Origin of the sequence: Collinsella sp. CLA-ER-H7 (assembly GCF_040092345.1) — a bacterium.
In the GTDB taxonomy this organism is placed as follows: domain Bacteria; phylum Actinomycetota; class Coriobacteriia; order Coriobacteriales; family Coriobacteriaceae; genus Collinsella.
In genome coordinates, this window is the sequence record NZ_JBBNLT010000002.1 from 122,943 (window position 1) to 148,991 (window position 26,049).

Sequence of the window (26,049 nt, forward strand, 5' to 3'; positions counted from 1 at the left end):
CGCGAACCTACGAAAATCGCCGCGCGGCAACGCGGGGCGATGAGCTCGGTCGGGGGATAGGGCCCGCTTCGCCCGCCGGCCCGTAAATTGTATCATCCAGTGTGGAACGAGGGTGCCCGTTGCCGCGTGCGATGGGCTTGCAATAAGAGGAGAGCCATGTCGAAGCAAGCGGTCGTTGGAATCTTGGCGCATGTCGATGCCGGCAAGACCACGCTGGCCGAGGCCATGCTGTTTAACGCGGGCCGCATTCGCAAGCGCGGCCGTGTGGACGATGGCGATTCGCATCTGGACACGAATGCGATCGAGCGCGAGCGCGGTATCACGATCTTCTCGTCACAGGCTGTGCTCGACCACGGTGAAACCCACGTCATGCTCGTGGATGCGCCGGGGCATGTCGATTTTTCTGCCGAGGCGGAGCGCACACTGCGTGCCCTGGACTACGCGATTTTAGTCGTGGGTGCCAACGATGGCGTGCAGGGGCACACCGAAACCCTGTGGCGCCTGCTTGCGCGCTATGACATTCCGACGTTCATCTTCATCAACAAAATCGATTTGGAGAATCCCGGCCGCGATGTTTTACTGGCACAGCTGGGGCAGCGTCTCTCCGAGGGCTGTCTGGACGCCAACGAACTGCTGGTGGGTGGGGCCGTTCAGGAGGATGCTGCCGCATTGGACGAGGCGGCGCTCGAGGAGTTTCTTGAGGTGGGTGAGCTTTCCGTCGCAACGCTGTCGCGCATGGTTGCCGAGCGCAAATTGTTTCCCTGCTTTGCGGGCTCGGCGCTCAAGGACCAAGGCGTGGACGAGCTGCTGGATGGCATATGTGCGCTGATGCGCGAGCGAACATGGCCCCAGGAGTTCGCCGCGCGTGTCTACCGCGTGAGTCGTGGAGACCGTGGCGAGCGTCTTGCCTGGGTCAAGGTGACGGGCGGTGTACTGCGTGCAAAGCAAGTTGTCGAGGGATGCTCTGGCGCCTCCACTTGGGAGCAAAAGATCGACCAGGTGCGCATCTATAACGGCGAGAAGTATGAGCTTGCCCAAGAAGTTGCTGCTGGCGGTATTTGTGCCGTGACGGGTCTTGCGCACGTTCGCCCAGGGGACGCCCTGGGCGCGGAGCCCGCGGGCGATGCGCCTGTCATTGCGCCGGTTCTCACCTATACGGTGCTGCCGAACGAGCACGATGTCCATACGGTGTTCCAAGCGCTGGCCGAGCTTGCCGACGAGGATCCCATGCTCGGCGTAAGCTGGAACACGCATCTTGAACAAATACATCTGCAGCTCATGGGAGCGGTGCAGCTCGAGGTCGTGCAGCGCGTGCTTGCCGATCGTTTTGGCCTTGCGGTCGAGTTTGAGCCCGGCGGCATTCTCTATAAGGAGACTATTTCGCAGCCGGTCGAGGGCGTGGGCCACTTTGAGCCACTGCGCCACTATGCCGAGGTGCACCTGCGTCTGGAGCCGTTGCCAGCGGGTTCGGGCGTGCAGTTTGGCACCGTGACCTCGACCGATGAGCTCGATCTTAACTGGCAGCGTTTGGCACTCACCAACGCCATGGAGCGCGATCACTTGGGCGTGCTGACCGGCTCGCCCATCACCGATATTCGCATTACGCTCACGGGTGGCCGCGCTCATGCCAAGCACACCGAGGGCGGCGACTTTCGCCAGGCCACGTACCGCGCGATTCGTCAGGGTTTGATGCAGGCGCGTGAGGCCGGCGCGGCCGTGTTGCTGGAGCCGTGGTACCACTTTGAGCTCGAGGTGCCGGGGGAGTGCGTGGGTCGGGCGCTCTCGGATGCCACGCGCATGGGTGCCGAGTACGAGCCGCCGACGATGGCGGGGGACCGGGCGAAGCTTGTGGGTCGCGTGCCGGCATCAGAGGTGCAGGATTACGCGCTGGAGGTGGCTGCCTACACGAGCGGTCGCGGTCATCTGTACCTGGAGTTCGCCGGCTATGCGGCTTGCCATGATGCCGAGCGCGTCATCGAGGCGGCCGCCTACGAGCCCGAGGCCGATCTGTCCAACACGCCCGACTCGGTCTTTTGCTCTCACGGCGCTGGCTACACCGTCAAGTGGTACGACGTCCCCGCCGCAGCACACGTAAAGGTCGATCCCGCCACCTTCCGCTCCTATCGCCCCGCCGACCCCACCTTCTTCTGCCATTAGGGGACGGGGTAGAAATGGTAGATTTTTGAACCCTCTGATCCTTGACTAATTGATTTTGGCGCCGACGCTGCAAGAGGGACAGTCCCTTTGTCACCTGCTGATGGTATAACTCGGTATAAGTTGGTATAACTGTTACCAGGGTTTACCGATCCGAGGAGGCCGACATGAATCCAAATCCCTTTAAGCCAACGGCAGGCAAGCGGCCTCCGATGCTCATCGGTCGAGAGTCGGTCATCGAAGATTTTGAGGAAGGACTCGACAACGGCGCCGGAGTGCCGGGCAGGCTCATGCTCATTACGGGAAACCGCGGCTGTGGCAAAACGGTTCTCCTGCGGGAGCTGCAGCGTTTAGCCAGCGAGCGCGGATGGGCGGTTGTCTCCGATTCCGCTTCGCTTGGCTTATGCGACCGATTGACCGACGCGCTTCGCTCGAATAAACCCGTTGTGACGTCAATGGGGTTTGGGCCGTCATTTGGCCGGATGTCGGTCGAGGCGGCGCGGGCAAAAGGCGAGACGTTGCGCGGGTTAGTCAACGAACGCCTCAAGAAACTCGGGCCGGGAAAGGGCATACTGTTTGCGATTGACGAGGCGCAGTCTGCGTCCATCGAGGAGCTGGCGGCTCTTGCCGTTCTCTATCAGCAAGTGCTCGGAGATCAGGATGCTACGGGATTGCCCGATAGCGACCAGCGCGGTCTTGCGCTGGTGTTCGCTGGATTGCCCAGTATGATTGATGACTTGCTCGAAGAGCCGAGCGTGACGTTTTTGCGCCGTGCCCAGCAGCGTACGCTGGGGGCGATTTCTTTGCCCAAGGTGCGCGATTCATATATCCAGACGGTCAAAGACGCTGGTCTTTACGTTGACGCGGAGACGGCGGACCTTGCGGCACGCAAGAGCATGGGGCATCCCTATATGGTTCAGCTGGTGGGCTATTACATGTGGCGCTCTGCTGTCCGACGCAACTCGCAGGTCATTGAAAGGTGCGATGTCGAGGATGGCCATGCGGATGCCGTCTCCGAGTTCTACGAAGCGGTCGACGCGCCCCTGTATTATGGATTGCGCAGCCCGCAACGCCTCTTTATCGAGGCCATGGCGGTTGACGAGGGTAAACCGACGCGTATGGCGGATATCATTGAGCGCTGCGACCGTACTCAGAGTTGGGCGAGCAAATATCGCGCAAGCCTGATTCGCGAGCGCGTCATCGAGGCTGCCGGATACGGTCTCGTCCGGTTTACCGTGCCCATGCTGGGCGAGTACATTCGCGATCGAGTTTTATGGCATGAGTAGGGTGATAAAGGTGACGGAACAGAAGATGAGCCCGCAGGCTATCGAGGTGCGTGGCGCGCGTGTCCATAACCTTAAGGACATCGATATTGATATCCCGCTGGGAAAGCTCGTGGGTATTGCCGGCGTGTCGGGTTCGGGCAAGAGTTCGCTGGCACTGGGGGTTCTTTATGCCGAGGGCTCGCGTCGCTACTTGGAAGCACTTAGCACCTATACTCGACGTCGCCTGACGCAGGCCGAACACGCCCAGGTGGACGAGGTACTGCACGTGCCGGCGGCGCTCGCGCTGCACCAGCGTCCGAGCGTGCCGGGCGTGCGCTCGACCTTTGGTACCATGACCGAGCTCAACAACAGCCTGCGTCTGCTCTTTAGCCGTTGCGCCCATCACGTGTGCCCGCATTGCGGGGCGCGTGTGGAGCCGAGCCTTAACGTAGCTGCGGGCCTGTCGCTCACGTGTCCGACATGCGGCCGCGAGTTCTACGCGCCGAGTGCCGAGGATTTGGCTTTCAATAGCGGCGGCGCATGCCCCACCTGTGGCGGCACCGGTGTCATGCGCGAGGTGGACGAGGCGAGCCTGGTGCCAGATGAGTCAAAGACCATCAACGAGGGCGCAGTCCTTCCCTGGGGCACGCTCATGTGGGATCTGATGAAGCAGGTGGCAGGCGAGATGGGCGTACGCACCGACGTGCCGTTTAGCCAACTCACACCTCAAGAGCGCGATATCGTGTTCCACGGCCCGGCGGTTAAGAAGCGCATTCTCTACGTTCCCAAAAACGGCGAGGGCGCCACGCCTCTCGACTTTACCTATTACAACGCCGTCTATACCGTTGAGAATGCGCTCGCCAAGGTTAAGGACGACAAGGGCCTCAAACGCGTTGCGCGCTTTTTGCGCGAGGGTCCATGCCGTGACTGTGGTGGCACGCGTCTCTCCGAGGCTGCGCGCCAGCCCCAGGTGTGCGGTATCAATCTGGCGCAGGCCGCAGCCATGACGCTGGGCGAGGCGATTGAGTGGGTGCGCGGAGTGCCCGCATCCTTGCCGCCCGAGATGCGGCCCATGGCGACGGATATCTGCGATTCGTTTTTGAGCGCGGCCCGTCGTCTGGTCGATCTGGGCCTCGATTACCTTTCACTCGATCGCGCCGGTGCCACGCTCTCCACGGGTGAGCGCCAGCGCGTTCAGCTCGCCCGCGTGGTGCGCAACCGATCGACGGGCGTGCTTTATGTGCTGGACGAGCCCTCGATTGGCTTGCATCCTGCCAATGTCGACGGCTTGGTGGGCGTGATGCGCGATCTGGTGGACGACGGCAACACGGTGGTTGTTGTCGACCACGATACGCGCGTACTGGCGGAAGCCGACTACCTGGTCGAGATGGGCCCCGTTGCCGGAGCAGGCGGCGGTAACGTGATCGCTGCAGGTACGGTAGACGAGGTCGAGCAATCGCAGGGCAGCCGCATCGCCCCGTTTTTGCGCGCAGAGTCCAAGCGCTTGCGTCCGCAGGTGACTGACGAGGAAATGTTCGACCAGGGCCATATCCGCATGGCGACCGATGCCATCCATACCGTCAAGCCGCTCGAAGTCGATATCCCGCGCGGTCGCTTGGTTGCGGTTACGGGTGTTTCGGGTTCGGGCAAGACGACGTTGGTGCTCGAGACGCTCATCCCGGCACTCAAGGCGCAGGCAGCTGGCGAGCGCCTGCCGGGGCACGTGCGTTGGGTCGATGCCGAGGGTATTGCCCGCGCAAACCTGATTGACGCTACGCCCATCGGCGCCAACGTGCGCTCGACGGTAGCGACCTATGCCGACATCCATGATGAGCTGCGCCGCGCCTTTGCCCGTACGCCCGAGGCCAAGGCGGCCGGCTACAAGGCGGGTGCCTTTAGCTACAACACCGGCGCCTTGCGCTGCCCTACGTGCGATGGCACGGGCTCGATATCGCTCGACGTGCAGTTTTTGCCCGATGTCGAGATCGTCTGCCCGGCATGTCGCGGCTCGCGTTATGCAGACGCGGCTTCGCGTATCCATCGCGAGGGCAAGGACGGGAGTCTGCTTACGTTGCCGCAGCTCATGGACATGAGTGTGGACGAGGCCATCGACGCCACACTGGGACTCAAGAAGGTTCAGACGCGCTTGCAGACCTTGCGCGACCTGGGCTTGGGCTATCTCACGCTCGGTGAGCCCACGCCGGCGCTCTCGGGCGGCGAGGCGCAGCGTCTAAAGCTTGCGAGCGAGATGGGCCGTGTGCAGGACGATGCCGTATTCGTGTTCGACGAGCCCACGATCGGCCTACATCCGCTCGATGTTCAGGTGTTGTTGAGTGTGTTCGATGGCCTCGTTGCCAAGGGCGCCACGGTTATCGTGATCGAACACGATCTCGACCTTATCCGTAACGCCGATTATGTGATCGACATGGGCCCAGGCGGTGGCGATGCGGGCGGGCAAATCGTCTGCGCCGGCACGCCGAGCGACATCGCGGCCTGCCCCGCAAGCATCACCGGCCGCTATTTGTAATTGAAAGTGACAAAAGGATAGTCCCTTTGTCACATTCCCGGAAAGCTTGCCTGGCGCAGGGCTTCGTAGAGGACGATGGCGGCGCTGTTGGAGAGGTTGAGTGCGCTGATGCGGTAGTCGTCGGGATTGACGAAGTTGCCGCAGATGTCCTGTTGAAGGATGACCTCGTGGCCGTCCTCGGTATGTCCCAGCGATTCCTCGTGGGCTTCCCAGGCCTCGGCGTTATCGAGTGAGTCACAATCGCGCAGCATCGGGATGCGCTCGCAGCGCTCGGACGCCGCGGCAAGCAGTGGCTCGGGAATGCCCGAGCTCTCGCTGCCAAAGACCAAGTAGTCTCCATCGCGGTAGGTACTCTGCGCATAGGTGCGGCGTGCCTTTTTGGTCAGCAGATGCAGGCGCTCGTCGGCAGGGGAGAGGCCGTTGCGCGCAAGGAAATCCTCCCAGCCGGCATAGGTCGTCACGTCCAAGTTTTGCCAGTAGCCCAGGCCGGCGCGACGTACCGTCTTGTCATCGAGCGAAAACCCCAGCGGCTCCACCAGATGCAGGCGGGCGCCGGTGACCACGCAGGTGCGGCCGATATTGCCCGTATTGGCCGGAATCTCGGGCGCATACAGCACAATGTTGAACATGAATCTCCTTGGCTCAGAACGAAAAACCACCACGAAGGGCACCTTCGTGGTGGTTTGGCGGTTACGTAGGCGGAAAAATACCCGCTTGGATAAACCTAGGCGCGGTGCCAGTCGGTCAGGCAGGCATCGAGGGAGGCGATGAGCGCATCCTTGTCCATGTGACGGCCGATGATGCACAGGCTCGTCATGCGGTCGCCCGTCTCGTCGTCCCAAATCTGCATGATTTCGGGGTTCTCGTCGATGATCTTCTGCTTCTCGCCCTCGGGCGCCGAGTCGACAAACAGGCCGTTCTCCATCAGGCGCATCTGGTGGCCGGCCTGCTCGAACATGTAGCACATGTCCGGATCGCCGGTCTGCCACAGCGGGCCCTTGACGCGGATGACCTCGTCGGGCCACTCCTGCTCAACAAAATCGGTGAACTTCTGCAGGTCAAACGGCTTGCGGCGCGAGTACACAAAGGTCTCGATGTCGTACTCGAGCACCTCGGGGTCATCGTGCTCCTCGGGATGCTCCATGGCCTCGATCCAGGCGGCGGAGTTGTAGGCGCGCATAAAGTCAAAGCGGTCGGTGTCGAGCAGCTCCTCCATAGGAACCTCTCCGTTTTGGGCCTCGACGATCACGGCGTCCTTCTGCAGGCTGCGCACGATGGCCTTGAGCTCGGCGATCTGCTCAGGGCTCACGGTATCGGTCTTGTTGAGGATTAGCGTGGAGCAGAACTCGATCTGCTGGATGAGCAGGCTCTCGATGTCGTCCTCGTCGATATCCTCAGCCAGCAGGTCGCGACCGCCGTTGAACTCGTCGTACATGCGGGCACAGTCGACCACGGCCACGATGTTGTCGAGCGCGAGCTTAGGCTCGCCGCCCACCTTGGCCTCGTCGCAGAAGCTCGAGATGGTGTAGGCGATGGGGATGGGCTCGCAAATGCCTGAGGCCTCGATGATGATGTAATCGAAGTTGCCCGAATCGGCGATGCCCTGCAGCTGGTTGGCCAGGTCATCCGAAAGCGTACAGCAGATGCAGCCGTTGGTGAGCGGGATGAGGTCGTCGGTCTCGGAAAGGCCGCCGTCGGCGATGAGGCTGGCATCGACGTTGATCTCGCCGATATCGTTGACGATTACGGCGGCGCGGATACCGCCATCGTTAGCGAGGATGTGGTTGAGCAGCGTGGTCTTGCCGGCACCGAGGTATCCGGTAAGCATGATGATTTTCACGGGTTTGTTGGGCATGTGCCCTCCTTTGTTAGACATGGCTTACAGTTGAATCATATGCCAAACGCCTGCTCTTATACCCACGCGCTGGCAAATAACACAGGCTACTCCCAGGCTCCCCATACATCGGGGCAATAACCGACGGTGGCCTTTTTGCCGTTACGCACGATGGGCTCGGCTAGAACCTGCTGGTTCTCGAGCAACTTGTCGAAGCGCTGGCTGGGGGTGAGGTGCTGGATGAGCGCGAGCGTCTCCTCGTCCTTAGCCTTGGGGTTGAGCAGCTTGTCCATGCCGCCGACCGCCTGCATCACGCTCGTGAGCTCGCCCTTGCTCATCTCCTTTTCCTTAAGGTCGATAAACTGCACCTTAATGCGGCGCTCCTTAAAATAACGCTGAGCCTTCTTGGTATCGAAAGACTTTTTGGTGCCAAAAATCTGGATATTCATGTTCCGCCGTTCTACCTGATGAAGTTGGTGCGCTCGCGATCGGCTTCGGGCGCGTTGATGCCGGCGGCCTGTCCTGCCTCGATGCAACGAAGGAGCCAGGTCATGTTCTTGCTGATGTTTCGCATAGTGGCCAGGCCCTCGGCATCTCCGTCGGCGTCGCCGGGCACGCAGCCAAACACGTTGTTCCAGTACGTGGAGGCAACCACGGGCATCTGGTTGATGGTGAAGTACTTATTGAGCACATCGAAGGTGGTCGACGTGCCGCCGCGACGGGCGACGGCGATGGCAGCGCCTGGCTTGTGCGCAAAGGCCTTGCTGCCGGCATAGAAGGCGCGATCGAGGGCCGAAAGAATGCGGCCGCTGGGGTGCGCGTAGTAGACAGGCGAGCCAAAGACAAAGCCATCTGCCTGCTCGGCGGCAGCGATGAGCTCGTTCACCACGTCGTCGTCAAAGGTGCAGCGACCGCCGAGCTTGCCGCACTGGCCGCAACCGATGCAATCGCGAATGGGCTTGGCGCCCAGCTGAAACACCTCGGTATCAATGCCTTCGGCAATGAGCTGCTCGGCGACTTCGGCGAGTGCGCGGGCGGTGTTGCCGTTTGCCTTGGGGCTACCATTGACCAAAAGAACCTTCATCACAAACTCCCTCTGCTTTTGGTGACTTCTGCAGAGGATTATCGCACGATGGGGAAGGCGGTGCGGGCGCGGTGCTAATCCAGTTTGGTACCTGGCACCTGCACGGCTTTCCCGAGCAACGCTTTGAGCTCGTTCAAAATGGAAACGGGCTGACGGTCGACGGCGTCCAGATGAAGCGTCGCCACACGAATGGGTGGCTGATATTCAAGCGAGCCGATGAGCACGGGAGAACCCAGGAACCGCTCGATTTCGTCTGCGATCGCGTCGGTCTCTTCGGGATTAAAGTCATCGAAAAGCGCCACGAATGTCGGCCCCGTCGAGCGGAACAGGCGACCCTTGCCGCGCGAACATTCCATAAGGCAGGCGGCGCTTTCGGCGAGCACGCGGTCGCCTGCATCGAATCCAAAGCGGGCATTGACCTCGGCGATATCGTCGACCTTAATGGCAATAAAGCCTGCCTCGCGCGCCACGCGACGCATTTCGCCAATGGCGTTGACCAGGGCGTGAATATCGCCCAGACCGGTTACGGAATCGGTCGTATCCGCTAGGCTTCGGTTGACGATAATGCCCACATACATGCTGGGCTCGGTATCGGTGCCGTCCAAGCGGTAGCCTGTGCAATCGCAAAGCACGTATTTTCCGGTGGCATCCATTACGCGATACTGCATGTAGTGGAAGTGCCACGTGCCGTTTATCACCATGTCGAGCTCGGCGCGTACGTTGTCGCGGTCCTCGGGATGAACGCGGGCGAGCCACATGTCGAGTGAGTTAAAAGGGTGCTGGGAGGGCAGGTCAAAATCGCGCACGGCGTTAACCGACCATTGCGATTCGCCCGTATCGAGGTTAAGGATGAACGGATAGCGCGTCTCGGAGCTCATGGAGATCGCTTGGAATACGCGGTCGTTGCAGGGAAGCTGATCGACGATTGGGCGTTGCGGGGCGTCATCGTCTTTCGGTTGCTGCACACGATGCATAAGCTTATAGCGATACATCTTGCGATCGGCATCCATCGTCATCTGGCGACGCGTGTCGCCAGCAAGTGGATCGACGCGCGAGCAGCCAAAGCTAAAGCTGCCGATCATGGGCGCCTTGCCGCCTGAGCTCGCCTCGATCAGCCCGGCACGTACCTGCTCCAAGCGCTGCTCGAGTTCAGTCTCGTTTGCGGAGGGCGAGATAAGCACAAACTCGTCTCCACCGATGCGGAACAGCATCTCATCGTGCTCCATGGTTTCGGAGAGCGTGCGGCAGATGCTCAGAATATAGCGATTGCCTTCGGCGTGGCCAAACCTATCATTGCAATGCTTGAGATGGTCGATGTCAATATAGGCGCAGGTGAAGGGGTCGCCTTTGCGCCAGAGTTGCTCGACGTGACGGTCGAATCCGTTGCGGTTGCCCAAGTTGGTGAGCGGATCGATATAGGCGTTGCGCTCAAGCAGCTGGCGCTCTTGTTGCAGGATGGCATGCGTCTTTTGCAGTTGCTCGCCAACGGCGCGTAGCCCAGCAGGCAGCGCAGCAACATCGAGTTCGGCGGTCGAGACGCCGTTCGCAAGTCGCTGAAGATAGGCAATAATCGATTGCTCGCCCAGGCGATACGACTCGTTCATGATGGATAACCTCCTTGGGCGGAACAACGGTTTGTATCATATCCCCAATTCGGTTTGAATTGGGGATATAAGTTAGCTAATGGAGACAAATATCCCCTTCGACGGTGGCGTTTTGCGCGCGAGCGTATCAGTTGTTATTGCCGCCATCGAGCAATGCCTCAAAATCCTTCGCCTGCATGGGGCGGTAGTAGAGGAAGCCCTGAGCGTAGCGGGCGCCCATTTGTCGTAGCATGTTCGCCTGCTCATTTGTCTCGACGCCTTCGACCACGACGGGCAGATGGAGCGACTGCGCCATTTCGAGCATCGATGAAATGATTTGCGTGCTGCGGCCTTGATCGCGGTCGGTGGGCACAAAGGTGCGGTCGAGCTTGATGACGTCGACGTTGACGTTCTTGAGCATCGCGAGCGTGGACTGGCCGGTGCCAAAATCGTCCATGTAGGTCGAGAAGCCACGGGTGTGCAGATCCGCGGTCAGCTTATCCACGGCCTCGGACTCTCCGGTATAGGCGGTCTCGGTGATCTCGATGTGCATGAGTTCGGGCGGCAGGTTGTACTGGGCGGCGAGCGACCCCATATGCTCGGCGACATCGCAGGCAAGAATGTCTACGCGCGACACATTGAGGGAAATCGGAACCACGCGAAGTCCTCGATTGAGGCGCTCGCGGAGCCACATGGCGACGCCCTGCCAAACATATTTGTCGAGCGTCACTACAAAGCCGCTTTCCTCGAGTGCGGGGATAAACGTTGCGGGCGAAATGAGAGAGCCGTTCTTGTCAATCCAGCGGGTGAGTGCTTCGGCGCCAATAATCTCGCCGGTTTCCATATCGACCTGGGGCTGAAGATAGTACGTGATGCGACCATTTGACAGCGCGTACTGGAATTCGGTCAGCGTGCGGTTGAACACGATTTCGCGCTTGTACTCCTCGGGGCAAAAAATGGCAATGCGCTCCTTAAAGTCGTTTTTTGCGCACCGATTGGTAAACATGGCCTTTGCCTGCGCATCGATGGTGATCTCCTCATTGGAATCGATGGGGTAAACGCCCATGGACGGCCAAAAACCTACGCCGCCATCATACCTGGCTACTGCCTCGCGAACGCGGTTGTAGATTTGATGGACGGCGATGTGCTTAAAGGGGATGAGTACGCAAAAGTCATCTTGGCCCCAGTACCCTGCGACGCCCATGTCGGCATTCTCGATGTCCTTGAGGACCGTGCCCACATCGGCAAGCAGGCGGTCGCCTTCGGCCTGTCCATACCATTCGTTAAACAGGCGCATGTGGCCCATGTCGACCGTGGCGATGCACCAGGCGCCGTCGCGTCTTGCCTCGAGAAATGCGTTGGCGCGCCGCATAAACTCGCTGGGTCGATAGAGACCCGTGAGCGAGTCGATACGTTCGGCGATGGCGCTTTTGCGCTCAGCCTCGGGTATGGGGAGGCTGTCGTTGGGAACAAGCCCGCCGGCCGTGCGAAGGCGACGGTTGAGTTCGCCTAAAACGGCGGTCGCTTGATGGGTTAAGTGCTCGTAAAAGGCCGGGACGACAAGGCAGACGGGAGTAATGGTGTCGCCTGCGATTCGAACAGGAGCGAAAACGGCCTCTTTAAGGTGGCGGGTCAGTTGCTCGAATGCCTCGTGGTCTAGGTCGTTGCTGAGCACGACGAACTGAACGCTTCGTGAACGGTAGACCCGGCTCCTGCCGCGAGTGATCGACAGCATACGGCCTGCGTATTCGGCAAGCATGTTGTCGACGGCCTCGGCCCCGTAGAGCTCGTTGAGCTTTGTCGTGCCACGAACGCGCACCGCTATAAGCCCTGTCTCGCAACGATCGCGGCGGCAGGCGTCGATGGCGTTGGCCAGCATGCGCTGCGTTCCGAGGCCTGTGGCGGCGTCGACGGTTTCGGCAAGTGAGTGGTTGACGAGCTCGCCGACATAGAGCGGGGGGACATTTCCGTCGCCGTCGATACGAAACCCGCGAGCACGGCAAAGGACGTAGTCGCCGACGGCGTTGCGCACACGATACTGCATGACGCGACGGTGCTTGGTGCCGTTGTAGACTTGGTCGATGTCGTTGATGCAGGCCTCAAGGTCGTCGGGATGGACGCGCGTTTTCCAGTAATCGCGACAGTTGTCTATGTGCTCCGAGGGAAGGCCAAGATCGCGCAAGGCACCTTGTGACCAAAGGGTGCGATGTTTGTCCAAGTTCTCGATAAAGAAATATCGGCCCTCATTGAGCATCGAAAAGGCGTCAAAAATTCGATCGCTTATTTCGAAGTCGTCGGCGTGAACTTGCGTGATATTGCGTCGATCGAGGTGCATGGCATGACGTAGCTTGTAGTCGTACATGCGATGGTCGGCATCGAGCGTCATGCGATTGGAAGCTTCGCCCAGGGCGGGGTCGGCATGTGACACTCCGTAGCTAAACGAGTGGGGCATCTCGGAATCGTTGTTTTTGAGCAGAACCGTTCGGCAGTGTTTCAGACGTTCGGCGAGGTCGTCCTCGGTTGCAATCGTAGATAGGATGGCAAACTCGTCGCCGCCTATGCGAAACGCCGCTTCGCCCACCTTCATATACAGATTAAGATAGAGACTTACCTGCAAGATATAGCGGTTGCCCTCGTCATGTCCAAAGACGTCGTTGCAGTGCTTGAGATTGTCGATATCGATGAACGCCATGGTAACGGGGGCGTCCTGCTCCCAGAGCTCCTCGAGGGAACGGGCAAAGCCGCCACGGTTGCCAAGCCCGGTAAGCTGGTCGGTAAAGGCGGTCCTGATCAGATCCTCCTGCCGCTCGAGAAGGTCGCGGACGGTCTTTTCGAGCGTTTCGGTGTAATTGCTGACAGTTTCCATGTTCTAAGTGGCTTTCTGAGGTCGGGGCGGATTGCGTCGGGCGAGCTCGTTGTGTACACGCGTCGTTGCTCAGCGCTTTGCATGTATCCAGGCCCCCGCCTTGCCGCGTTGTTGAGTTAATTTGCCGGCTAATGTTCGCTGTTGATAACAGCTGAGTAGTGTAAACAGCAGTGCACAATTATATATGGGTGCACATGCTGTGGGCGGCTATTGTTCGACAAGCGGTAGCGCGACGATGCGATGTTCGATAAAAATGCGACTGGGACGATATATGTTGACGGGTATACTTGTCCCGTTTGAATTTGTGGGGACGGAGATGGTCGCATGGCACAGTCAAATACGACGCGCACGGTGGGGCTGGCACTCGAGGGAGGCGGCTACCGCGGTATGTATACGGCGGGCGTGCTCGACGTTTGGATGGAGCACGGCTTAACTTGCGACCATATGGTGGGTGTCTCGGCGGGCGCGGCGTTTGGCTACAACTTTAAATCGCGCCAGATCGGCCGCGCCATTCGCTATAACAAGGCCTATTGTGCCGATAAGCGCTATGCGGGTGTAGCAAGCTGGCTGCGGACTGGCGATATGTTCAATGCCGATTTTGCCTATCACGAGGTGCCCATCGAGCGCGATCCCATCGATTTGGAGACATATCGCGCCTGCCCCATGCGGTTTACGTGCGTGTGTACCGATATCGAGACGGGCAAGGCCGTCTACCACGACCTGCCCTATGGCGATGAGCACGATATCGAGTGGATCCGGGCGTCGTCTGCTATTCCTGTGGCGACGCGTCCCGTTGCTATTGACGGGCATAAGTATCTGGATGGTGGCGTTGCTGATTCTATTCCCAGTGCATGGCTGTTTGCGCAGGGGTATGACCGCAATATCGTGGTGCTCACGCAGCCGGCGGGCTTTGTGAAGCAGCCCAACAGCGTGATGCCCATGCTGCGTCGCGTGTTCCATCACTATCCGGAGTTTGTCGCAGCGCTCGAGCATCGGCATGAGGTCTACAATGCCAAGCTCGATGATTTGGCACGTCGTGAGGCCGCCGGCGATATCTTTGTGGTGCGTCCGAGCGAATCGGTGAAAGTGCCGTCGCTGTGCCGGGAGCCCGATGAGCTCGAGCGCATCTATCAGATTGGTCGTCGCGATGCTGAGGCGACCTTGCCGGCACTGGAGACATATCTGGCAGGGTAGAGGCCGCTGCCGCCATCTCGGCGGAAAGCGCATCCCGGAATGGAGGTCCAAACTGGGATGCGCTTTCCATTGCTGAAGATGTGAGGCTGCGGATCAGCTGCTCGGCTTATGCCTATGCCTGCTGCCAAGTGTCGACGAGCTCCTTGGCCGCGGCGTAGGGGTCATCGGCGCTGCAGACGGCACTCACCACAAAGAAGCCGTCGACGCCGGTGGCCTTGAGCTGCGGCAGGTCGGCCGTCTTGACGCCGCCGCCCACCACGATGGGCACGGGGCTTGCCGCGTGGAGTGCGGCCAGGTCCTCAAAGCTCTTGGTGATGATAGAGCCGTCGGCCGCGCGTCCGCAGTCGCGCTTGGTCTCGGTCTCGTGGAGTGGGCCGATGCCCAGGTAGTCGACTAGGCTCATGTCGGCGGTCTTGACGTACTCGAGCATCTCCTCGCAACGGGCCGAAAGGCCCACGATGGCGTCGGGGCCCAGCAACTTGCGACAGACCTCGACGGGAATATCGCTTTGGCCCACGTGCACGCCGTCGACAGCAATACCCTGCTCGCGTGCGGCAAGCACACAGTCCAGACGGTCGTCGATCAGCAAGGCGACCTGACCGGTCTTGCCGGCCTGAGCGATTGCCTGCGCGGCGTCGCCGGTCAGCGCAATGATCTCGCGGGCGCTTGCCACCTTGGAGCGCACCTGGATGCAGGTAAAGCCGGCGTCGAGCGCCTGGGCCACCACATCGCCCACGGGGCGCCCGAGCGTGTTTTCGGGGCCGAGTACCAGATAGGCCGAGATATCAAGGTTGTCGCGGATGCTCATCGTGTTTCCTCCTGCTTCTTGATCTGTGCTTCCATGCGCTCGAGCTTGCCGGTCATGGTGTCGGTAAATCCGGGCCGGATATCGGCTTTGAGCACGACTTCGGTGCGGATGCCCTTGCTCGCCAACACAAAGGTTGCGTCGCGCACGACCTGCATGACCTCGTCCCAGTCGCCCTCGATCTCGGTGAACATCGAGGTGGTGCGGTTGGGAAGGCCGCTCTCGCGTATGACGCGCACGACCTCAGCGACCTCGGCGGACAGCTCGTCGCCGGTGCCGCACGGGGCGATGGCCACGGCGACGAGCGTGTTCATGCCGGCATTGGTTACGGGCTCGGACATGGCTTATGCCTCCTCGAGCTCGAGTTGGTTATCGGCGATGTCCTGGGCGGTCGCGCGGTAGAGCTCATCGATAAAGGCGACCTTAAAGCTTGCCGGGGCGTCGGCGACAGCGGCGGCACGCGTGCCGGCCACGTTGTAGACGGCGGTGCCGCAGACGGCTGCCGTAAACGGGTCGGCGGCGCAGGCGTACACGGCCAGCACGCCGCCCTGCGAGCAGCCGCAGCCGGTGATCTTGGACATGAGCGGGCTGCCGCCGTGGGACTTGGCCACGGTCGTGCCGTCGGTAATCAGGTCGACTTCGCCCGAGACCACTACGGCGCCGCCGGTGTAGCGGGCGAGCTCCACGGCGGCACCACGGGCGGCGTCGACCGTGTCGGTGGTATCGACACCGCGCACGCGGCTCAGATCGGCCGTCTCGCCCTCAAGACCCCACAGGCCGGCGAGCGCGATAATCTCGGAGGCGTTGCCGCGCACGATGGCGGGCTTGTACTGCTTGAGCTCGTTTACCAGCTGGGTGCGCAGGCTGCCGATACCCAGGCCCACCGGATCGAGCACCCAGGGCTTGCCGGCGTCGTGTGCCGCCTTCGCCGCGCGGGGAATCGTCTGCTCGTAGATAGGGAAGAGCGTGCCCATGTTGAGATAGATGGCGCCGCCGCCGGCAACGAGCGCTTCGCCCTCGTCGGGCAGATAGACCATGGCGGCCGATCCGCCCACGGCGAGCTGTGCGTTGGCGACAAAGTCGATCGTCACCGTGTTGGTGATGGAGCCGGCCATCGGATTGGTGGCGCGAATTTCCTCTACGGCCTTGACCATATGTTGCTTAAGCTGTTCCGAATCAATCACTGCACATGCCTCCTTGGCATAGAAAAGGGGCGCTGTGCATAGACAGCGCCCCTGTAAAGGCGGCATGCTCCCTACGCCAGCATTAACTGACAGGTTCAAAGGATTGGGCCCCATGCCCTCTCAGCCTTGTGGTTTGCACCGCCGGCACTCCCGCATCGAATCTGTTGTTCCCTATACTAGCGCACCTGCCAAAAAGGGACAGGTTTATTTTGGCAGGTCGTTACAATAGGTAGGACCGATACGAATGGGGGCCTTATGATTAAACTTGTGCTGACCGATATGGACGATACACTGATTCCAGCCGGGCATGACGGCGCCAGCGACTACGCCATTGAGGGTATTCATGCCATGCAGGCGGCGGGTCTGCACTTTGGGCCGGTTTCGGGTCGTCAGCCGTCCGCGATGGGCTGGATGTTCAAAAACCGTTCCGAGTGTTTTTCGACCGGTGCGTTCTGTAACGGCCAGGTGATGTTTGTCGACGGCGAAGTAGTCGCTTCGCGCGCAATCGACAACGATGCTCTGATGCGTTTGGCTGACTATCTGGAGCAAGAGACCGACGATACATTTCTAAAAGTCTACAGCCTGGGCGATGACTTTTGGGGCAACGATGCCTATTGCGTGACGAGCAATCCCGAGCGTGTGCGTCGCGCTATGGAGTCGGGCGGCAATGCGTGGCTCAAAGGCGAAGAGGCCCCGTGTCGTCCCGTCGTCGATGGCGCGCCGGTGTTTAAGGCGAATATCTGGAGTGCCCGTTCGCGTGAGGAGCTCGCGGAGCTACGCGAGCGCGTTGCCGTTGAGGTGCCGGAACTCTCGCTTGTGTTTCCCAACAACCGAGTGCGCCTGTTCGACATCCTTCCGGATGGTTGGGACAAGGGCTGCGCTGCGCTGGAGCTGGCGCGCGCCTTGGGCCTGACGCCCGACGAGGTGGCCGTATTTGGCGATTCCGATAACGATCTGCCCATGATCGATGCCGTTCCCAACTCCGTTGCAGTCGCCAATGCCAATGAGGCCGTCACGGCTGCCGCGCGCTGGCATATCGGCGCCGCGGCAGATGATGCGGTCGCCGGGGCTCTGCATCAGATTGCCGCCTGCGCCGCGACGGGGGAGATGCCGCCGTTTATGCGCCAGATGGACGCGGCGGGTCTTGGCATCATGAACGTCTAGGGAGAAGGCTATGAAGCTCCAGCAGCTCAGATATGTCGTCAAAGTTGCCGAATGCGGTAGCATCACCGAGGCCTCGCGCCGGCTCTTTGTGTCGCAGCCTTCGATTACCGCATCGATTCGCGATCTCGAAAACGAGATGGGCGTGCACATCTTTGAGCGCACCAACAAGGGCGTCATTGTGTCCGAGGAGGGCGAGACCTTCTTGGGCTACGCACGACAGGTGCTCGACCAGGCCGATCTGCTCGAAGGCAAGTACAAGGGCGCGTCCGAGCAGGTGCCGCACTTTAGTGTGAGCTGCCAGCATTATTCCTTTGCCGTTAATGCGTTTGTCGATGTGATCCGTGAGTTCGATGCCGCGCGCTACGACTTTACCCTGCGCGAGGAACAGACCCACGAGATTATCGAGGACGTCGCGCATATGAAAAGCGAGCTCGGCATCCTGTATCTGTCGGAGCACAATCGCGAGGTCATCGAGCGCATGCTGGCGGCCAACGAGCTTGTGTTCGAAGGGCTCTTCTGCGCCGCGCCGCATGTCTTTGTATGTGCCGACCATCCACTGGCGGACCACGCCAGCGTGACACTCGAGGATCTCGAGGACTATCCGTTTTTGTCCTATGAGCAGGGCAGCTACAACTCGTTTTACTATTCCGAGGAGCTGACCTCGACCTTTGAGCGTCGCAAGAATATCCGCGTACGCGACCGTGCGACGCTGTTCAACCTGGCTATGGGCCTTAACGGTTACACGGTGTGTTCGGGCGTGATCAGTCACGAGCTCAACGGCCCCGGCATCATCTCGATTCCGCTCGATGTGGACGAATACATGGAGATTGGCATTATTACGCGTAAGAACACGACGCTCACGCGCTATGGGCAGGCCTATATCGACGCGATTCGTCAGCATATCTAGGCTGCTGTGCTCCGCGCTGGTCAAATCTCTTTATGGCAGTCCAGACTGATATAGGAAGCATCTATATCAAACTGTCATAAACGCATATTTTACGATGGCCATAGGAGCGCTCATACTCTGTCCCAGTAAAGCAACCAATTCAAAGGGAGATATCTATGAGCACTTCGATTCAACCGAACGCGCCGTTTCGCGCCGATATCGTTGGCAGTTTTCTTCGTCCTCAGGCCGTGAAGGACGCTCGTGCCGCCTACGCCGCGGGCACGCTTGATGACGACGGCCTTAAGGCCGTCGAGGACGATGCCATTCGCGATTTGGTGGCAAAGCAGAAGGCCGCCGGCCTGCAGGTCATCACCGATGGTGAGTTTCGCCGCAGCTACTGGCACCTCGATTTTATGTGGGGCCTTAACGGCATTGAACGCCGTGCCTCGCGTACGGGTTATATGTTCCACGACGAGGAGACCACAGCCGACACCGCCGTGGTAACCGGCCCCATTAGCGGCGAGAACCATCCGTTCGTCGAGCACTTTAAATTTGTCAAGGCGCTCGAGGGGGAGGGCCAGGTCGCGCGGCAAACCATTCCGGCGCCGATCCAGACGTTCTCCGAAGTCACGCTCGACCGCTGCGACGGCCAGCAGGAGAGCCTGCGCGCTGTCTATAAGACCGATGAGGAACTTGCCGACGCCATCGCAGCCGCTTATCGCACGGTGATCGCCGACCTGTACGCAGCAGGCTGCCGCAACATCCAGTTTGATGACTGCACCTGGGGCATCTACTGCGACACCGATTTTGTCGCCAAAACCGGCATGAGCCCGGTCGACCTGCAAAAGGTAAGCGAGCTGGGCGTGGCGCTCAACAATGCCGCCATCGCGGACAAGCCCGACGATCTGGTCATCAACACGCATGTGTGCCGCGGCAACTACCACTCCACCTATGCTTTTGAGGGTGGCTATGACCCCATCGCGCCGTACCTGTTCGCAAACGAGGATGTCGATGCATTTTACCTGGAGTTCGATACGCCGCGCGCCGGCGGTTTTGAGCCGCTCAAGTACGTTGCCCCGGGCAAGAAGGTCGTGCTGGGCTTGGTAACCACCAAGGCGGCAGAGCTCGAGAACGAGGATGTTATCGTCGAGCGCATCCGTGAAGCCGCAAAGTACGTGCCGCTCGAGAACCTGTATCTGTCGCCTCAGTGCGGCTTTGCCAGCTGCGAGATTGGCAACAAGCTGACCGAGGATGAGCAATGGGCAAAGATCGCGCTGGTCAAGCGCATTGCCGAGCGCGTTTGGAAATAGCGCTAGTGTTTGCAGGTGGCGGCGCGTGCGAGGCATAGTGTATCGCGTACAATGGTTCGGATCGTATCGTTCGGGCAGGTTATCCGATATGCCTGATCGCCCTTCCATTCGAAAGGACATCCATGTCCCAGTCCTCGACGCCCGCCGTCAGCGATGCCATCTACGACGCATCGTCGCTCGGCCGCCCGCGCATGTTCCTGCTCGGCCTACAGCACCTGTTTGCCATGTTTGGCGCCACCGTGCTGGTGCCCGTGCTCACCGGCCTCTCGGTATCGGCAACGCTTTTGTTTGCCGGCTTGGGCACGCTGCTGTTCCACTTCCTGTCGCGCGGTAAGGTGCCGGCATTTTTGGGCTCATCGTTTGCCTTTATTGCCGGTTATGCCGCCATCGCGCCCAACGGCGAGGCCGAGTTATTGCCTTACGCTTGTCTGGGCGTTGCCTGCGCCGGATTGCTCTACCCGGTGCTGGCGGCGCTCTTCCGTGCGTTTGGTGCCAAGCGCGTCATGCGCTTCTTCCCGCCGGTGGTGACGGGCCCCATCGTCATTTCCATCGGTCTGATCCTGGCAAGCTCCGCCATTGCCAACTGCCAGACCAATTGGCTCGTCGCCGTTATCGCCGTGGCAGTGATCGTCATCTGCAACATCTGGGGCCGTGGCATGGTCAAGATCGTGCCAATTCTGCTGGGCGTTGTGGTGAGCTATGCCGTTGCGGCTGCGCTCGGCGAGGTTGATTTCTCGGGCGTTGCCGCCGCTCCGTGGGTCGGTCTGCCCATCGTGTGGGACAACACCGTGTTTGCACTCTTTGGGCCGCAGTTCGATAGCGGTCTTGCCACGACGGCCATCATCACCATCATGCCGCTGGCCTTCGCGACCATGATCGAGCATATCGGCGATATCTCTGCTATCGGTTCGACTTGCGAGCGCAACTACATTGCCGATCCCGGTCTGCATCGCACGCTGCTCGGCGACGGCCTTGCCACGATTCTGGCTTCGCTCTTTGGCGCTCCGGCCAACACTACGTATGGTGAGAACACCGGCGTGCTCGCCCTGACGCGCGTGTTCGACCCGCGCGTAATTCGAATTGCCGCGTGTTGCGCCATCGTGCTTTCGTTCTGCCCCAAGTTCGCGGCTGTCATTGCGGCCATGCCGGCGTGTGTGATCGGCGGTGTGTCGCTCGTGCTCTACGGCATGATCAGCGCTGTGGGCGTCCGCAACCTCATCGAGAACCAGGTCGATTTCCAGAACAACCGCAACGTGCTGGTTGCCGCGCTGGTGCTCGTGCTTTCGCTCGGCATCGCGTACAGCACCGCCGGCGCCATCGTGTTGGAGCTGGGCGGCGTGACCATTTCGCTGTCCGGCATTGCCGTGGGCTCACTGGTGGGCATTGTGCTCAACGCCATCCTGCCGGGTAACGACTTTGAGTTTGATGTCTCCGAGCTTGAGGAGGCTGCTGAGTAGCAGCTGCGTTCAGCTAAAACAAGATATGGTGCCCATGCGTATATGCGTGTGGGCACCATTTTTAATGTGTCAGTATCCAGTGGATGCCGCGGGCCATGCGTAAGTCGGTTTGGGCAAAGTGATTGCCGGGGTTGAGCTCCAGCGTTGTTGGAATGCCGCGCTCGACGAGCAACGTTTCCATCGCGCGTGTGTCGTCGAGTACATGCCGCATCATGCGGTTGGGCGTCTTGGTTTCCTTTTTGCCGAGTGACAGGTAGACGGCTTGCGGGCTGCCGGCAAAAGGGGCCGTGCTGGCACGGTCGACAAAGTCGGGAAACCATAGCGACCCCGATACGCTCGCGGCGCGGTCAAAGGCGTCGGTTTGCCAGAGGGACCAGAGTGCGAAGAGGCCCGCGAGCGAGTAACCGGCAATGCAGCGCCGGGTGGGCGGCTGAGGAAGCGACGACTCGACCTGGGGGATTATCTGATTCAGCAGCTCATCAAGAAAATCGGCAGCTTGGCCGCCGAAAGGCTCGGCATCGCGTACGGTCCCGTCGCATGCCCAGGGGCTCAGCTCGCGATTCCAATCGAGCCCGCCAATGGTGACGAGGGCGAATGGCGGACAGTCGAGCTCTCGGCAACACTTATAAACCTCGCTGCCGTCGCCCACGACCACAGGAAGGTAGATGACAGGCGCGCTTTCCGTATGATTCGAATAAACGGTTATCTGCTTTTGATGCGCTTCCATGACGGGCTTCTCTCAGTGTTGTGATATCGGCAGCCCCAATTGTCGCACGCCAGCGTATGCCGGTTGGGCTAGACCAAAGACAATCTCGTGCATCCCCTGCGGACGCATATGGAAAACGCCACCGCCGGAGGGGAGCTCGGCGGTGGCGTTGTTAAACGGTGCTGGGGCTCGGGGCCTTCGCGGGAGCTGCCATGTGCGCAGAGGCGTTTAAGAACGCTTACGGCTCGCCATGGTGCCTGCGGCGATAGCGGCTGTTCCCGCAAGGACGGTTGCCACGATGGCCGCACCCGAGGTGTCGCCGGTTGCCGCGAGCACGCCGGTAGTCTTGGCTTTCGTGGTTGAAGCCGCAACAGCCTTGGTCGGCTTTGAGCCCTCAGGCTTGGGGTTCTGCTTGGACTCCGTGGGCTTGCTTTCTGCGGGCTTGGTCTCGTCGGGCTTGGGGTCTTCCGGCTTGGCTACCTCGGGAGGTGCGATGGTCGTACTTTTGGCGACTGCTTTGATATAGAGGGAGTCGACCGTGGCGTCGCCCGTGCCGATGGCTTGGCCTGCCTCGTAGATGCCGTCACGGAGCTTGCGATAGTCAATGACCTTGCCGCCTTCGGGCGTCTGGATGGCGGCGTTCTCAATCTTGATGGTGCCGATTGTCTTGCCGTCAGCGCTCATGGCACGGGCAAAGATTGCCGCTGTATCTCCTTCGGCCGTTACCTTGCTGCGGATGATCGAGATGACTGCGGGTGTGACGCCCTCGCTGGTCTGGGCGATGATGCCGATGTTCTCGCCTTGGGGTTCGCGCCTCGTCTCGCCATCTTGGTTTTCGCTGTAGGGGATGGGGCCGTCGCCGTTCTCGACATAGCGGGCTATGGCCTTGACAACGGAGTCGCTGATGTAGATGTGGCCGCCCTTCTCGTTGGGTCGATCGTTTCTGGTGGAGAATGCAGCCGAAACCTCGCCTTCCGCAAACGCGTCCACGGTGGAGCCGTTCTTGACGACGATGTCGTCCTGGTAGGTGAAGAGGGCGTTGGCGCCACCGTATCTGCCTTTACTTGCACGGACCGTCACGTTTGCATGATCGAGGGTGATGCCCTTGTGGGCATAGACGCCATATTCAACACCGTTTACGTTGAGGGAGGCGTTTGTGGCTGCGAGGCTGCCCTTGGCCTCGACGGCAGCATCTTTCTCGGAGCTTGCCTTGACCGTCCCGCCACCCTTGATGGTGAGGTTCTTGTCGGCTCCAATACCCTTGTCCTTGGTAGCCCTGGCGGTGACGGCTCCGCTGTCGTCAATCGTGATATTGCCGTTTGCCCTGATGCCATCCGATGCACCCGTGGCGTTGACGTTGCCCGAACCTTTGATAGCGAGATCACCTCCGGCATTGATGGCATCAAACCCAGTGCTCGTGGCGTTGACGGATCCGGCTCCGTCGATGTTGATATTACCCGTGGAGAGGATAGCGTCCTCAGTAGATGTCACGCTGAGCGTGCCGCCCTCGCCGCCTTGGATATTGAGCTCGGCATTCTCGTTAGTGCCATGAGAAACGTTGATGCTTTCGATCCATTCGGCAGTGACGATGTTGGTTCCCGAGTAATTCACGTTGAGCTTGCCTGCGGCCTGGATCTCGCCGCCGTTATAGTTGTTGAGCTTCAAGTCGTCGGCGCCGTCCCACGACCAGGTACCGGCCTCGTCGCTCGCCGCGGTGTTGTACTTGTTGCCGCCGACCTTGACCCATTCCGCTGCGAGCGAGACGCTCGGCATGAGCAGCGAGCTCACCGTGAGCGCGCACACGGCGCCCGCGACGATGCGGCGCGTCACGCGGCGCCAGCTGCCGTGCGCGAGTCCTATGCGACGGCGAACGTCGGGTTCGGCAACATGGGTTCCGGCGGTAGTGTCATTGCGTTTGGGGGTCGTGAACAAGGCTGCCATGGTTGCTCCCGTTCTCATAGGGCCTATACGACTAGATTCAGCGTATCTGCTGGATGTTGCCGGCGGTAGTGCCGTTTGGAGGGCAAAATGGCCAAAATGGGGGAGAAATAGGCCGCACGCCGGCGCAGGGACCGGCGCTAAAAGAAAAGCGCGGGGCCGCATGGCGACTCCGCGCTTTATTGTTCAGCTTTTGCAGCCTTGCCCTTACGCTACGAAGAAGTAGACGAGGAAGGCAAGGGCCGCGATCCACCCGTCCCGTGCGAAAAAGTGTTTACGAGCGCTTGCGGCTCACCACGGCGCCCGCGGCGATGGCGGCTGTTCCTGCAAGGGCGGCTGCCACGATGGCTGCGTTCGAGGCGTCGCCGGTTGCCGCGAGCTTGCCGGTGGTCTTGGCTCCCGTGGCTGCAACTGCAACGGTCTTGGTCGTCTTCGTGCCCTCGGACTTGGAACCCTCGGGCTTGGTCTCGCCGGGCTTTTCCTCGGGTTTGATCTCCTCGGGAGGCGCGATGACCGTGCTCTTGGCGACAGCTTCGTTATAGGGGGAGTCGATCACAGCGTCGCCCGTGCCGATGGTTTGACCTGCCTCGTAGGAGATGCCGTCGCTGAGCTCTTCCTTGTTGCGATAGTCAATGACTTTGCCGCCTGCAGGCGTCTGGATGATGGCGTCCTTGATCTCGATGGTGCCAATCGCCTTGCCGTCCGCGCTCATGGCAAGGGCGAAGATTGCCGCCGTGTCTCCCTCAGCTGTGACCTTACTGCGGACAATCGAGATGGTCGCGGGCGTGATGCCCTCCTCGGTCCGGGCAAAGATGCCGATGTTCACGCCCCTATGCTCGGGAATGACCGCGCCGCTTTGGTCGTTGCTGTAGTGATCGGGGCCGTCGCCGCCGGTCTCGGCATAGCGGGCTATGGCCTTGACAACGGAGTCACTGATGTAGATATGGCCACCCGCTTCGTCGGAGTAGAAATTACTGGTGGAGATTGCAACCGAGAACCTGCCTTCTGCGAGCGCATCCACAGTCGAGCCGTTCTTGATGACGATGTCGTCCTCATCGGTGAAGAGTGCGCTGACTTCCCCGCCATCTGAGCTTGCGCGGACCGTCACGGTCGCGCTATCGAGCGTGATGCCCTTGTAGACATAGATGCCATACCCAACGCCACTTGCGTTGAGGGAAGCGTTCGTGACCGTGAGGCTGTTTTTACCGTCGATGGCGGTGTCTTCCTCGGAGCTTGCCTTGACCTGGCTGCCACCCGAGATCTCGATGTTGCCGTCGGCCCAAATCGCATTGTCTTTGATAGAGCTTGCCTCTACCTTGCCGCCGCCCTTTATGATGAGGTTCTCGTTAGCATCGATACCCTGATCCTCGGTGGCCTTGGCGGTGACGGTTCCGCTGTTGTCGATCGTGATGTTGCCGTCGGCCCTGATGCCATCCGAATCGCCCGTGGCGTTAACGTTTCCCGAGCCCTTGATGGTGACATCGCCCCCGGCATCGATGGCATCGTGCTCGGTGCTCGTGGCGTTGACAGTGCCAGCGCCGTCGATGTTGATGTTGCCGACGGAAGTGATGGCGTCACGAGAAGATGTCACGTTGAGCGTGCTGGACGCGTCGCCCTGAATATTAAGCTCGGCGTTCTCGTTCGCGCCATCCTTAACCTTGATGCCGCGGCCGTCGCCGTTAGTGACGGTGTTGTTGCCCTCGTAGCTCACGTTGAGTTTGCCCGCTGCCTCGATCGCGCCGCCGTCATAGCCGTTGAGCTTCATATCGTCGGCGCCGTCCCAGCTCCAGGTGCCGGCCTCGTCGCCTGCCGCGGTGCTGGCGTTGTACTGGGTACCGCCGACGTCCACCCACTCGGCCGCGAGCGAGACGCTCGGCATGAGCAGCGAGCTCACCGTAAGCGCGCATACGGCGCCTACAACGGTGCGGCGCGTCACGCGACGCCAACTGCCGTGTGCGAGCAGCGTGCGACGGCGCACGTCGGGCTCGACAAAATGGGCTCCAGAGGTTTTGTCATTGCGCTTGGGGGTCGTGAACAAGGCGGCCATGGTTACTCCCATCCTCATAGGGCCTATGCGATTACGCCCAGCATA

At 60.5% G+C, this 26,049-nt stretch carries 20 protein-coding genes and 1 riboswitch; of the genes, 8 read left to right on the forward strand and 12 right to left on the reverse strand.

What is annotated here, in order from left to right:
* The first annotated feature begins 156 nt into the window (after positions 1–156).
* From AAAX75_RS01940 to AAAX75_RS01950, 3 genes are all read left to right on the forward strand, one after another.
* Positions 157–2,157 carry a translation factor GTPase family protein gene (locus tag AAAX75_RS01940; protein WP_349090907.1) on the forward strand — a complete coding sequence of 667 codons (2,001 nt, stop codon included), beginning with the start codon at positions 157–159 and terminating at the stop codon, positions 2,155–2,157.
* 164 nt (positions 2,158–2,321) lie between these two features.
* Positions 2,322–3,440 (forward strand): ATP-binding protein, encoded by a 1,119-nt coding sequence (locus tag AAAX75_RS01945; RefSeq protein ID WP_349090908.1) that lies wholly within the window; start codon positions 2,322–2,324, stop codon positions 3,438–3,440.
* Between the two features lie 10 nt (positions 3,441–3,450).
* Complete coding sequence (locus tag AAAX75_RS01950; protein ID WP_349090909.1) at positions 3,451–5,946, forward strand: excinuclease ABC subunit UvrA; 2,496 nt, start codon at positions 3,451–3,453, stop codon at positions 5,944–5,946.
* Between the two features lie 29 nt (positions 5,947–5,975).
* On the opposite strand, the gene AAAX75_RS01955 is transcribed toward AAAX75_RS01950, so the two are convergent.
* The 6 genes from AAAX75_RS01955 to AAAX75_RS01980 all read right to left on the reverse strand — a co-directional run bounded on the left by AAAX75_RS01955 (position 5,976) and on the right by AAAX75_RS01980 (position 13,313).
* Positions 5,976–6,575: a tRNA (cytidine(34)-2'-O)-methyltransferase gene (locus AAAX75_RS01955; protein WP_349090910.1), complete on the reverse strand. Its 600-nt coding sequence runs from the start codon at positions 6,573–6,575 to the stop codon at positions 5,976–5,978.
* 95 nt (positions 6,576–6,670) lie between these two features.
* Positions 6,671–7,801 carry a GTP-binding protein gene (locus AAAX75_RS01960; RefSeq protein ID WP_035137003.1) on the reverse strand — a complete coding sequence of 377 codons (1,131 nt, stop codon included), beginning with the start codon at positions 7,799–7,801 and terminating at the stop codon, positions 6,671–6,673.
* 86 nt (positions 7,802–7,887) lie between these two features.
* Positions 7,888–8,229 carry an ArsC/Spx/MgsR family protein gene (locus tag AAAX75_RS01965; protein WP_349090911.1) on the reverse strand — a complete coding sequence of 114 codons (342 nt, stop codon included), beginning with the start codon at positions 8,227–8,229 and terminating at the stop codon, positions 7,888–7,890.
* Between the two features lie 11 nt (positions 8,230–8,240).
* Entirely contained in the window at positions 8,241–8,864 is a 624-nt protein-coding gene (locus tag AAAX75_RS01970; RefSeq protein ID WP_349090912.1) for a flavodoxin family protein, read from the reverse strand.
* A 74-nt stretch (positions 8,865–8,938) separates the two neighbouring features.
* Positions 8,939–10,468 (reverse strand): diguanylate cyclase, encoded by a 1,530-nt coding sequence (locus AAAX75_RS01975; RefSeq protein ID WP_349090913.1) that lies wholly within the window; start codon positions 10,466–10,468, stop codon positions 8,939–8,941.
* 127 nt (positions 10,469–10,595) lie between these two features.
* On the reverse strand, positions 10,596–13,313 hold the full coding sequence (locus AAAX75_RS01980; RefSeq protein WP_349090914.1) for an EAL domain-containing protein: 2,718 nt from the start codon (positions 13,311–13,313) through the stop codon (positions 10,596–10,598).
* 324 nt (positions 13,314–13,637) lie between these two features.
* Here AAAX75_RS01980 and AAAX75_RS01985 point away from each other — a divergent pair, with 324 nt between their 5' ends.
* Entirely contained in the window at positions 13,638–14,507 is an 870-nt protein-coding gene (locus AAAX75_RS01985) for a patatin family protein (protein ID WP_349090915.1), read from the forward strand.
* Positions 14,508–14,619: 112 nt separating this feature from the next.
* On the opposite strand, the gene AAAX75_RS01990 is transcribed toward AAAX75_RS01985, so the two are convergent.
* From AAAX75_RS01990 to thiM, 3 genes are read right to left on the reverse strand one after another with little or no spacing between them, the layout of a single operon-like run.
* Positions 14,620–15,315 (reverse strand): thiamine phosphate synthase, encoded by a 696-nt coding sequence (locus AAAX75_RS01990; protein ID WP_006234517.1) that lies wholly within the window; start codon positions 15,313–15,315, stop codon positions 14,620–14,622.
* Positions 15,312–15,653, reverse strand: coding sequence for a thiamine-binding protein (locus AAAX75_RS01995; RefSeq protein WP_349090916.1), 342 nt, complete (start codon positions 15,651–15,653; stop codon positions 15,312–15,314). The genes AAAX75_RS01990 and AAAX75_RS01995 overlap by 4 nt, the downstream gene beginning before the upstream one ends.
* A gap of 3 nt (positions 15,654–15,656) precedes the next feature.
* A complete protein-coding gene (gene thiM / locus AAAX75_RS02000) occupies positions 15,657–16,496 on the reverse strand; it encodes a hydroxyethylthiazole kinase (RefSeq protein ID WP_349090917.1) in 840 nt (279 codons plus the stop codon).
* Positions 16,497–16,547: 51 nt separating this feature from the next.
* Positions 16,548–16,658: riboswitch (TPP riboswitch) on the reverse strand.
* Between the two features lie 93 nt (positions 16,659–16,751).
* Between thiM and AAAX75_RS02005 the strand changes: the two genes are divergently transcribed.
* The 4 genes from AAAX75_RS02005 to AAAX75_RS02020 all read left to right on the forward strand — a co-directional run bounded on the left by AAAX75_RS02005 (position 16,752) and on the right by AAAX75_RS02020 (position 21,313).
* On the forward strand, positions 16,752–17,660 hold the full coding sequence (locus tag AAAX75_RS02005; RefSeq protein ID WP_349090918.1) for an HAD family hydrolase: 909 nt from the start codon (positions 16,752–16,754) through the stop codon (positions 17,658–17,660).
* Positions 17,661–17,670: 10 nt separating this feature from the next.
* Complete coding sequence (locus tag AAAX75_RS02010) at positions 17,671–18,567, forward strand: LysR family transcriptional regulator (RefSeq protein WP_253056567.1); 897 nt, start codon at positions 17,671–17,673, stop codon at positions 18,565–18,567.
* 155 nt (positions 18,568–18,722) lie between these two features.
* The gene (locus AAAX75_RS02015; RefSeq protein WP_349090919.1) at positions 18,723–19,856 is read left to right on the forward strand and encodes a 5-methyltetrahydropteroyltriglutamate--homocysteine S-methyltransferase; all 1,134 of its coding nucleotides are present in this window, start codon (positions 18,723–18,725) and stop codon (positions 19,854–19,856) included.
* A gap of 122 nt (positions 19,857–19,978) precedes the next feature.
* Positions 19,979–21,313 (forward strand): uracil-xanthine permease family protein, encoded by a 1,335-nt coding sequence (locus AAAX75_RS02020; protein WP_349090920.1) that lies wholly within the window; start codon positions 19,979–19,981, stop codon positions 21,311–21,313.
* A 61-nt stretch (positions 21,314–21,374) separates the two neighbouring features.
* On the opposite strand, the gene AAAX75_RS02025 is transcribed toward AAAX75_RS02020, so the two are convergent.
* From AAAX75_RS02025 to AAAX75_RS02035, 3 genes are all read right to left on the reverse strand, one after another.
* On the reverse strand, positions 21,375–22,040 hold the full coding sequence (locus tag AAAX75_RS02025) for an alpha/beta hydrolase-fold protein (RefSeq protein ID WP_349090921.1): 666 nt from the start codon (positions 22,038–22,040) through the stop codon (positions 21,375–21,377).
* A 207-nt stretch (positions 22,041–22,247) separates the two neighbouring features.
* Positions 22,248–23,960, reverse strand: a complete 1,713-nt coding sequence (locus AAAX75_RS02030; protein WP_349090922.1) for a hypothetical protein — start codon at positions 23,958–23,960, stop codon at positions 22,248–22,250.
* Positions 23,961–24,231: 271 nt separating this feature from the next.
* A complete protein-coding gene (locus tag AAAX75_RS02035) occupies positions 24,232–26,004 on the reverse strand; it encodes an LPXTG cell wall anchor domain-containing protein (protein ID WP_349090923.1) in 1,773 nt (590 codons plus the stop codon).
* Between the last annotated feature and the right edge of the window lie 45 nt (positions 26,005–26,049).

Coding starts and splice junctions, on each gene's coding strand:
- AAAX75_RS01940 (WP_349090907.1), top strand. CDS start 157: ATGTCGAAGCAAGCGGTCGTTGGAATCTTGGCGCATGTCGATGCCGGC.
- AAAX75_RS01945 (WP_349090908.1), top strand. CDS start 2,322: ATGAATCCAAATCCCTTTAAGCCAACGGCAGGCAAGCGGCCTCCGATG.
- AAAX75_RS01955 (WP_349090910.1), bottom strand. CDS start 6,575: ATGTTCAACATTGTGCTGTATGCGCCCGAGATTCCGGCCAATACGGGC.
- AAAX75_RS01960 (WP_035137003.1), bottom strand. CDS start 7,801: ATGCCCAACAAACCCGTGAAAATCATCATGCTTACCGGATACCTCGGT.
- AAAX75_RS01965 (WP_349090911.1), bottom strand. CDS start 8,229: ATGAATATCCAGATTTTTGGCACCAAAAAGTCTTTCGATACCAAGAAG.
- AAAX75_RS01970 (WP_349090912.1), bottom strand. CDS start 8,864: ATGAAGGTTCTTTTGGTCAATGGTAGCCCCAAGGCAAACGGCAACACC.
- AAAX75_RS01975 (WP_349090913.1), bottom strand. CDS start 10,468: ATGAACGAGTCGTATCGCCTGGGCGAGCAATCGATTATTGCCTATCTT.
- AAAX75_RS01980 (WP_349090914.1), bottom strand. CDS start 13,313: ATGGAAACTGTCAGCAATTACACCGAAACGCTCGAAAAGACCGTCCGC.
- AAAX75_RS01985 (WP_349090915.1), top strand. CDS start 13,638: ATGGCACAGTCAAATACGACGCGCACGGTGGGGCTGGCACTCGAGGGA.
- AAAX75_RS01990 (WP_006234517.1), bottom strand. CDS start 15,315: ATGAGCATCCGCGACAACCTTGATATCTCGGCCTATCTGGTACTCGGC.
- AAAX75_RS01995 (WP_349090916.1), bottom strand. CDS start 15,653: ATGTCCGAGCCCGTAACCAATGCCGGCATGAACACGCTCGTCGCCGTG.
- AAAX75_RS02005 (WP_349090918.1), top strand. CDS start 16,752: ATGATTAAACTTGTGCTGACCGATATGGACGATACACTGATTCCAGCC.
- AAAX75_RS02010 (WP_253056567.1), top strand. CDS start 17,671: ATGAAGCTCCAGCAGCTCAGATATGTCGTCAAAGTTGCCGAATGCGGT.
- AAAX75_RS02015 (WP_349090919.1), top strand. CDS start 18,723: ATGAGCACTTCGATTCAACCGAACGCGCCGTTTCGCGCCGATATCGTT.
- AAAX75_RS02020 (WP_349090920.1), top strand. CDS start 19,979: ATGTCCCAGTCCTCGACGCCCGCCGTCAGCGATGCCATCTACGACGCA.
- AAAX75_RS02025 (WP_349090921.1), bottom strand. CDS start 22,040: ATGGAAGCGCATCAAAAGCAGATAACCGTTTATTCGAATCATACGGAA.
- AAAX75_RS02030 (WP_349090922.1), bottom strand. CDS start 23,960: ATGGCAGCCTTGTTCACGACCCCCAAACGCAATGACACTACCGCCGGA.
- AAAX75_RS02035 (WP_349090923.1), bottom strand. CDS start 26,004: ATGGCCGCCTTGTTCACGACCCCCAAGCGCAATGACAAAACCTCTGGA.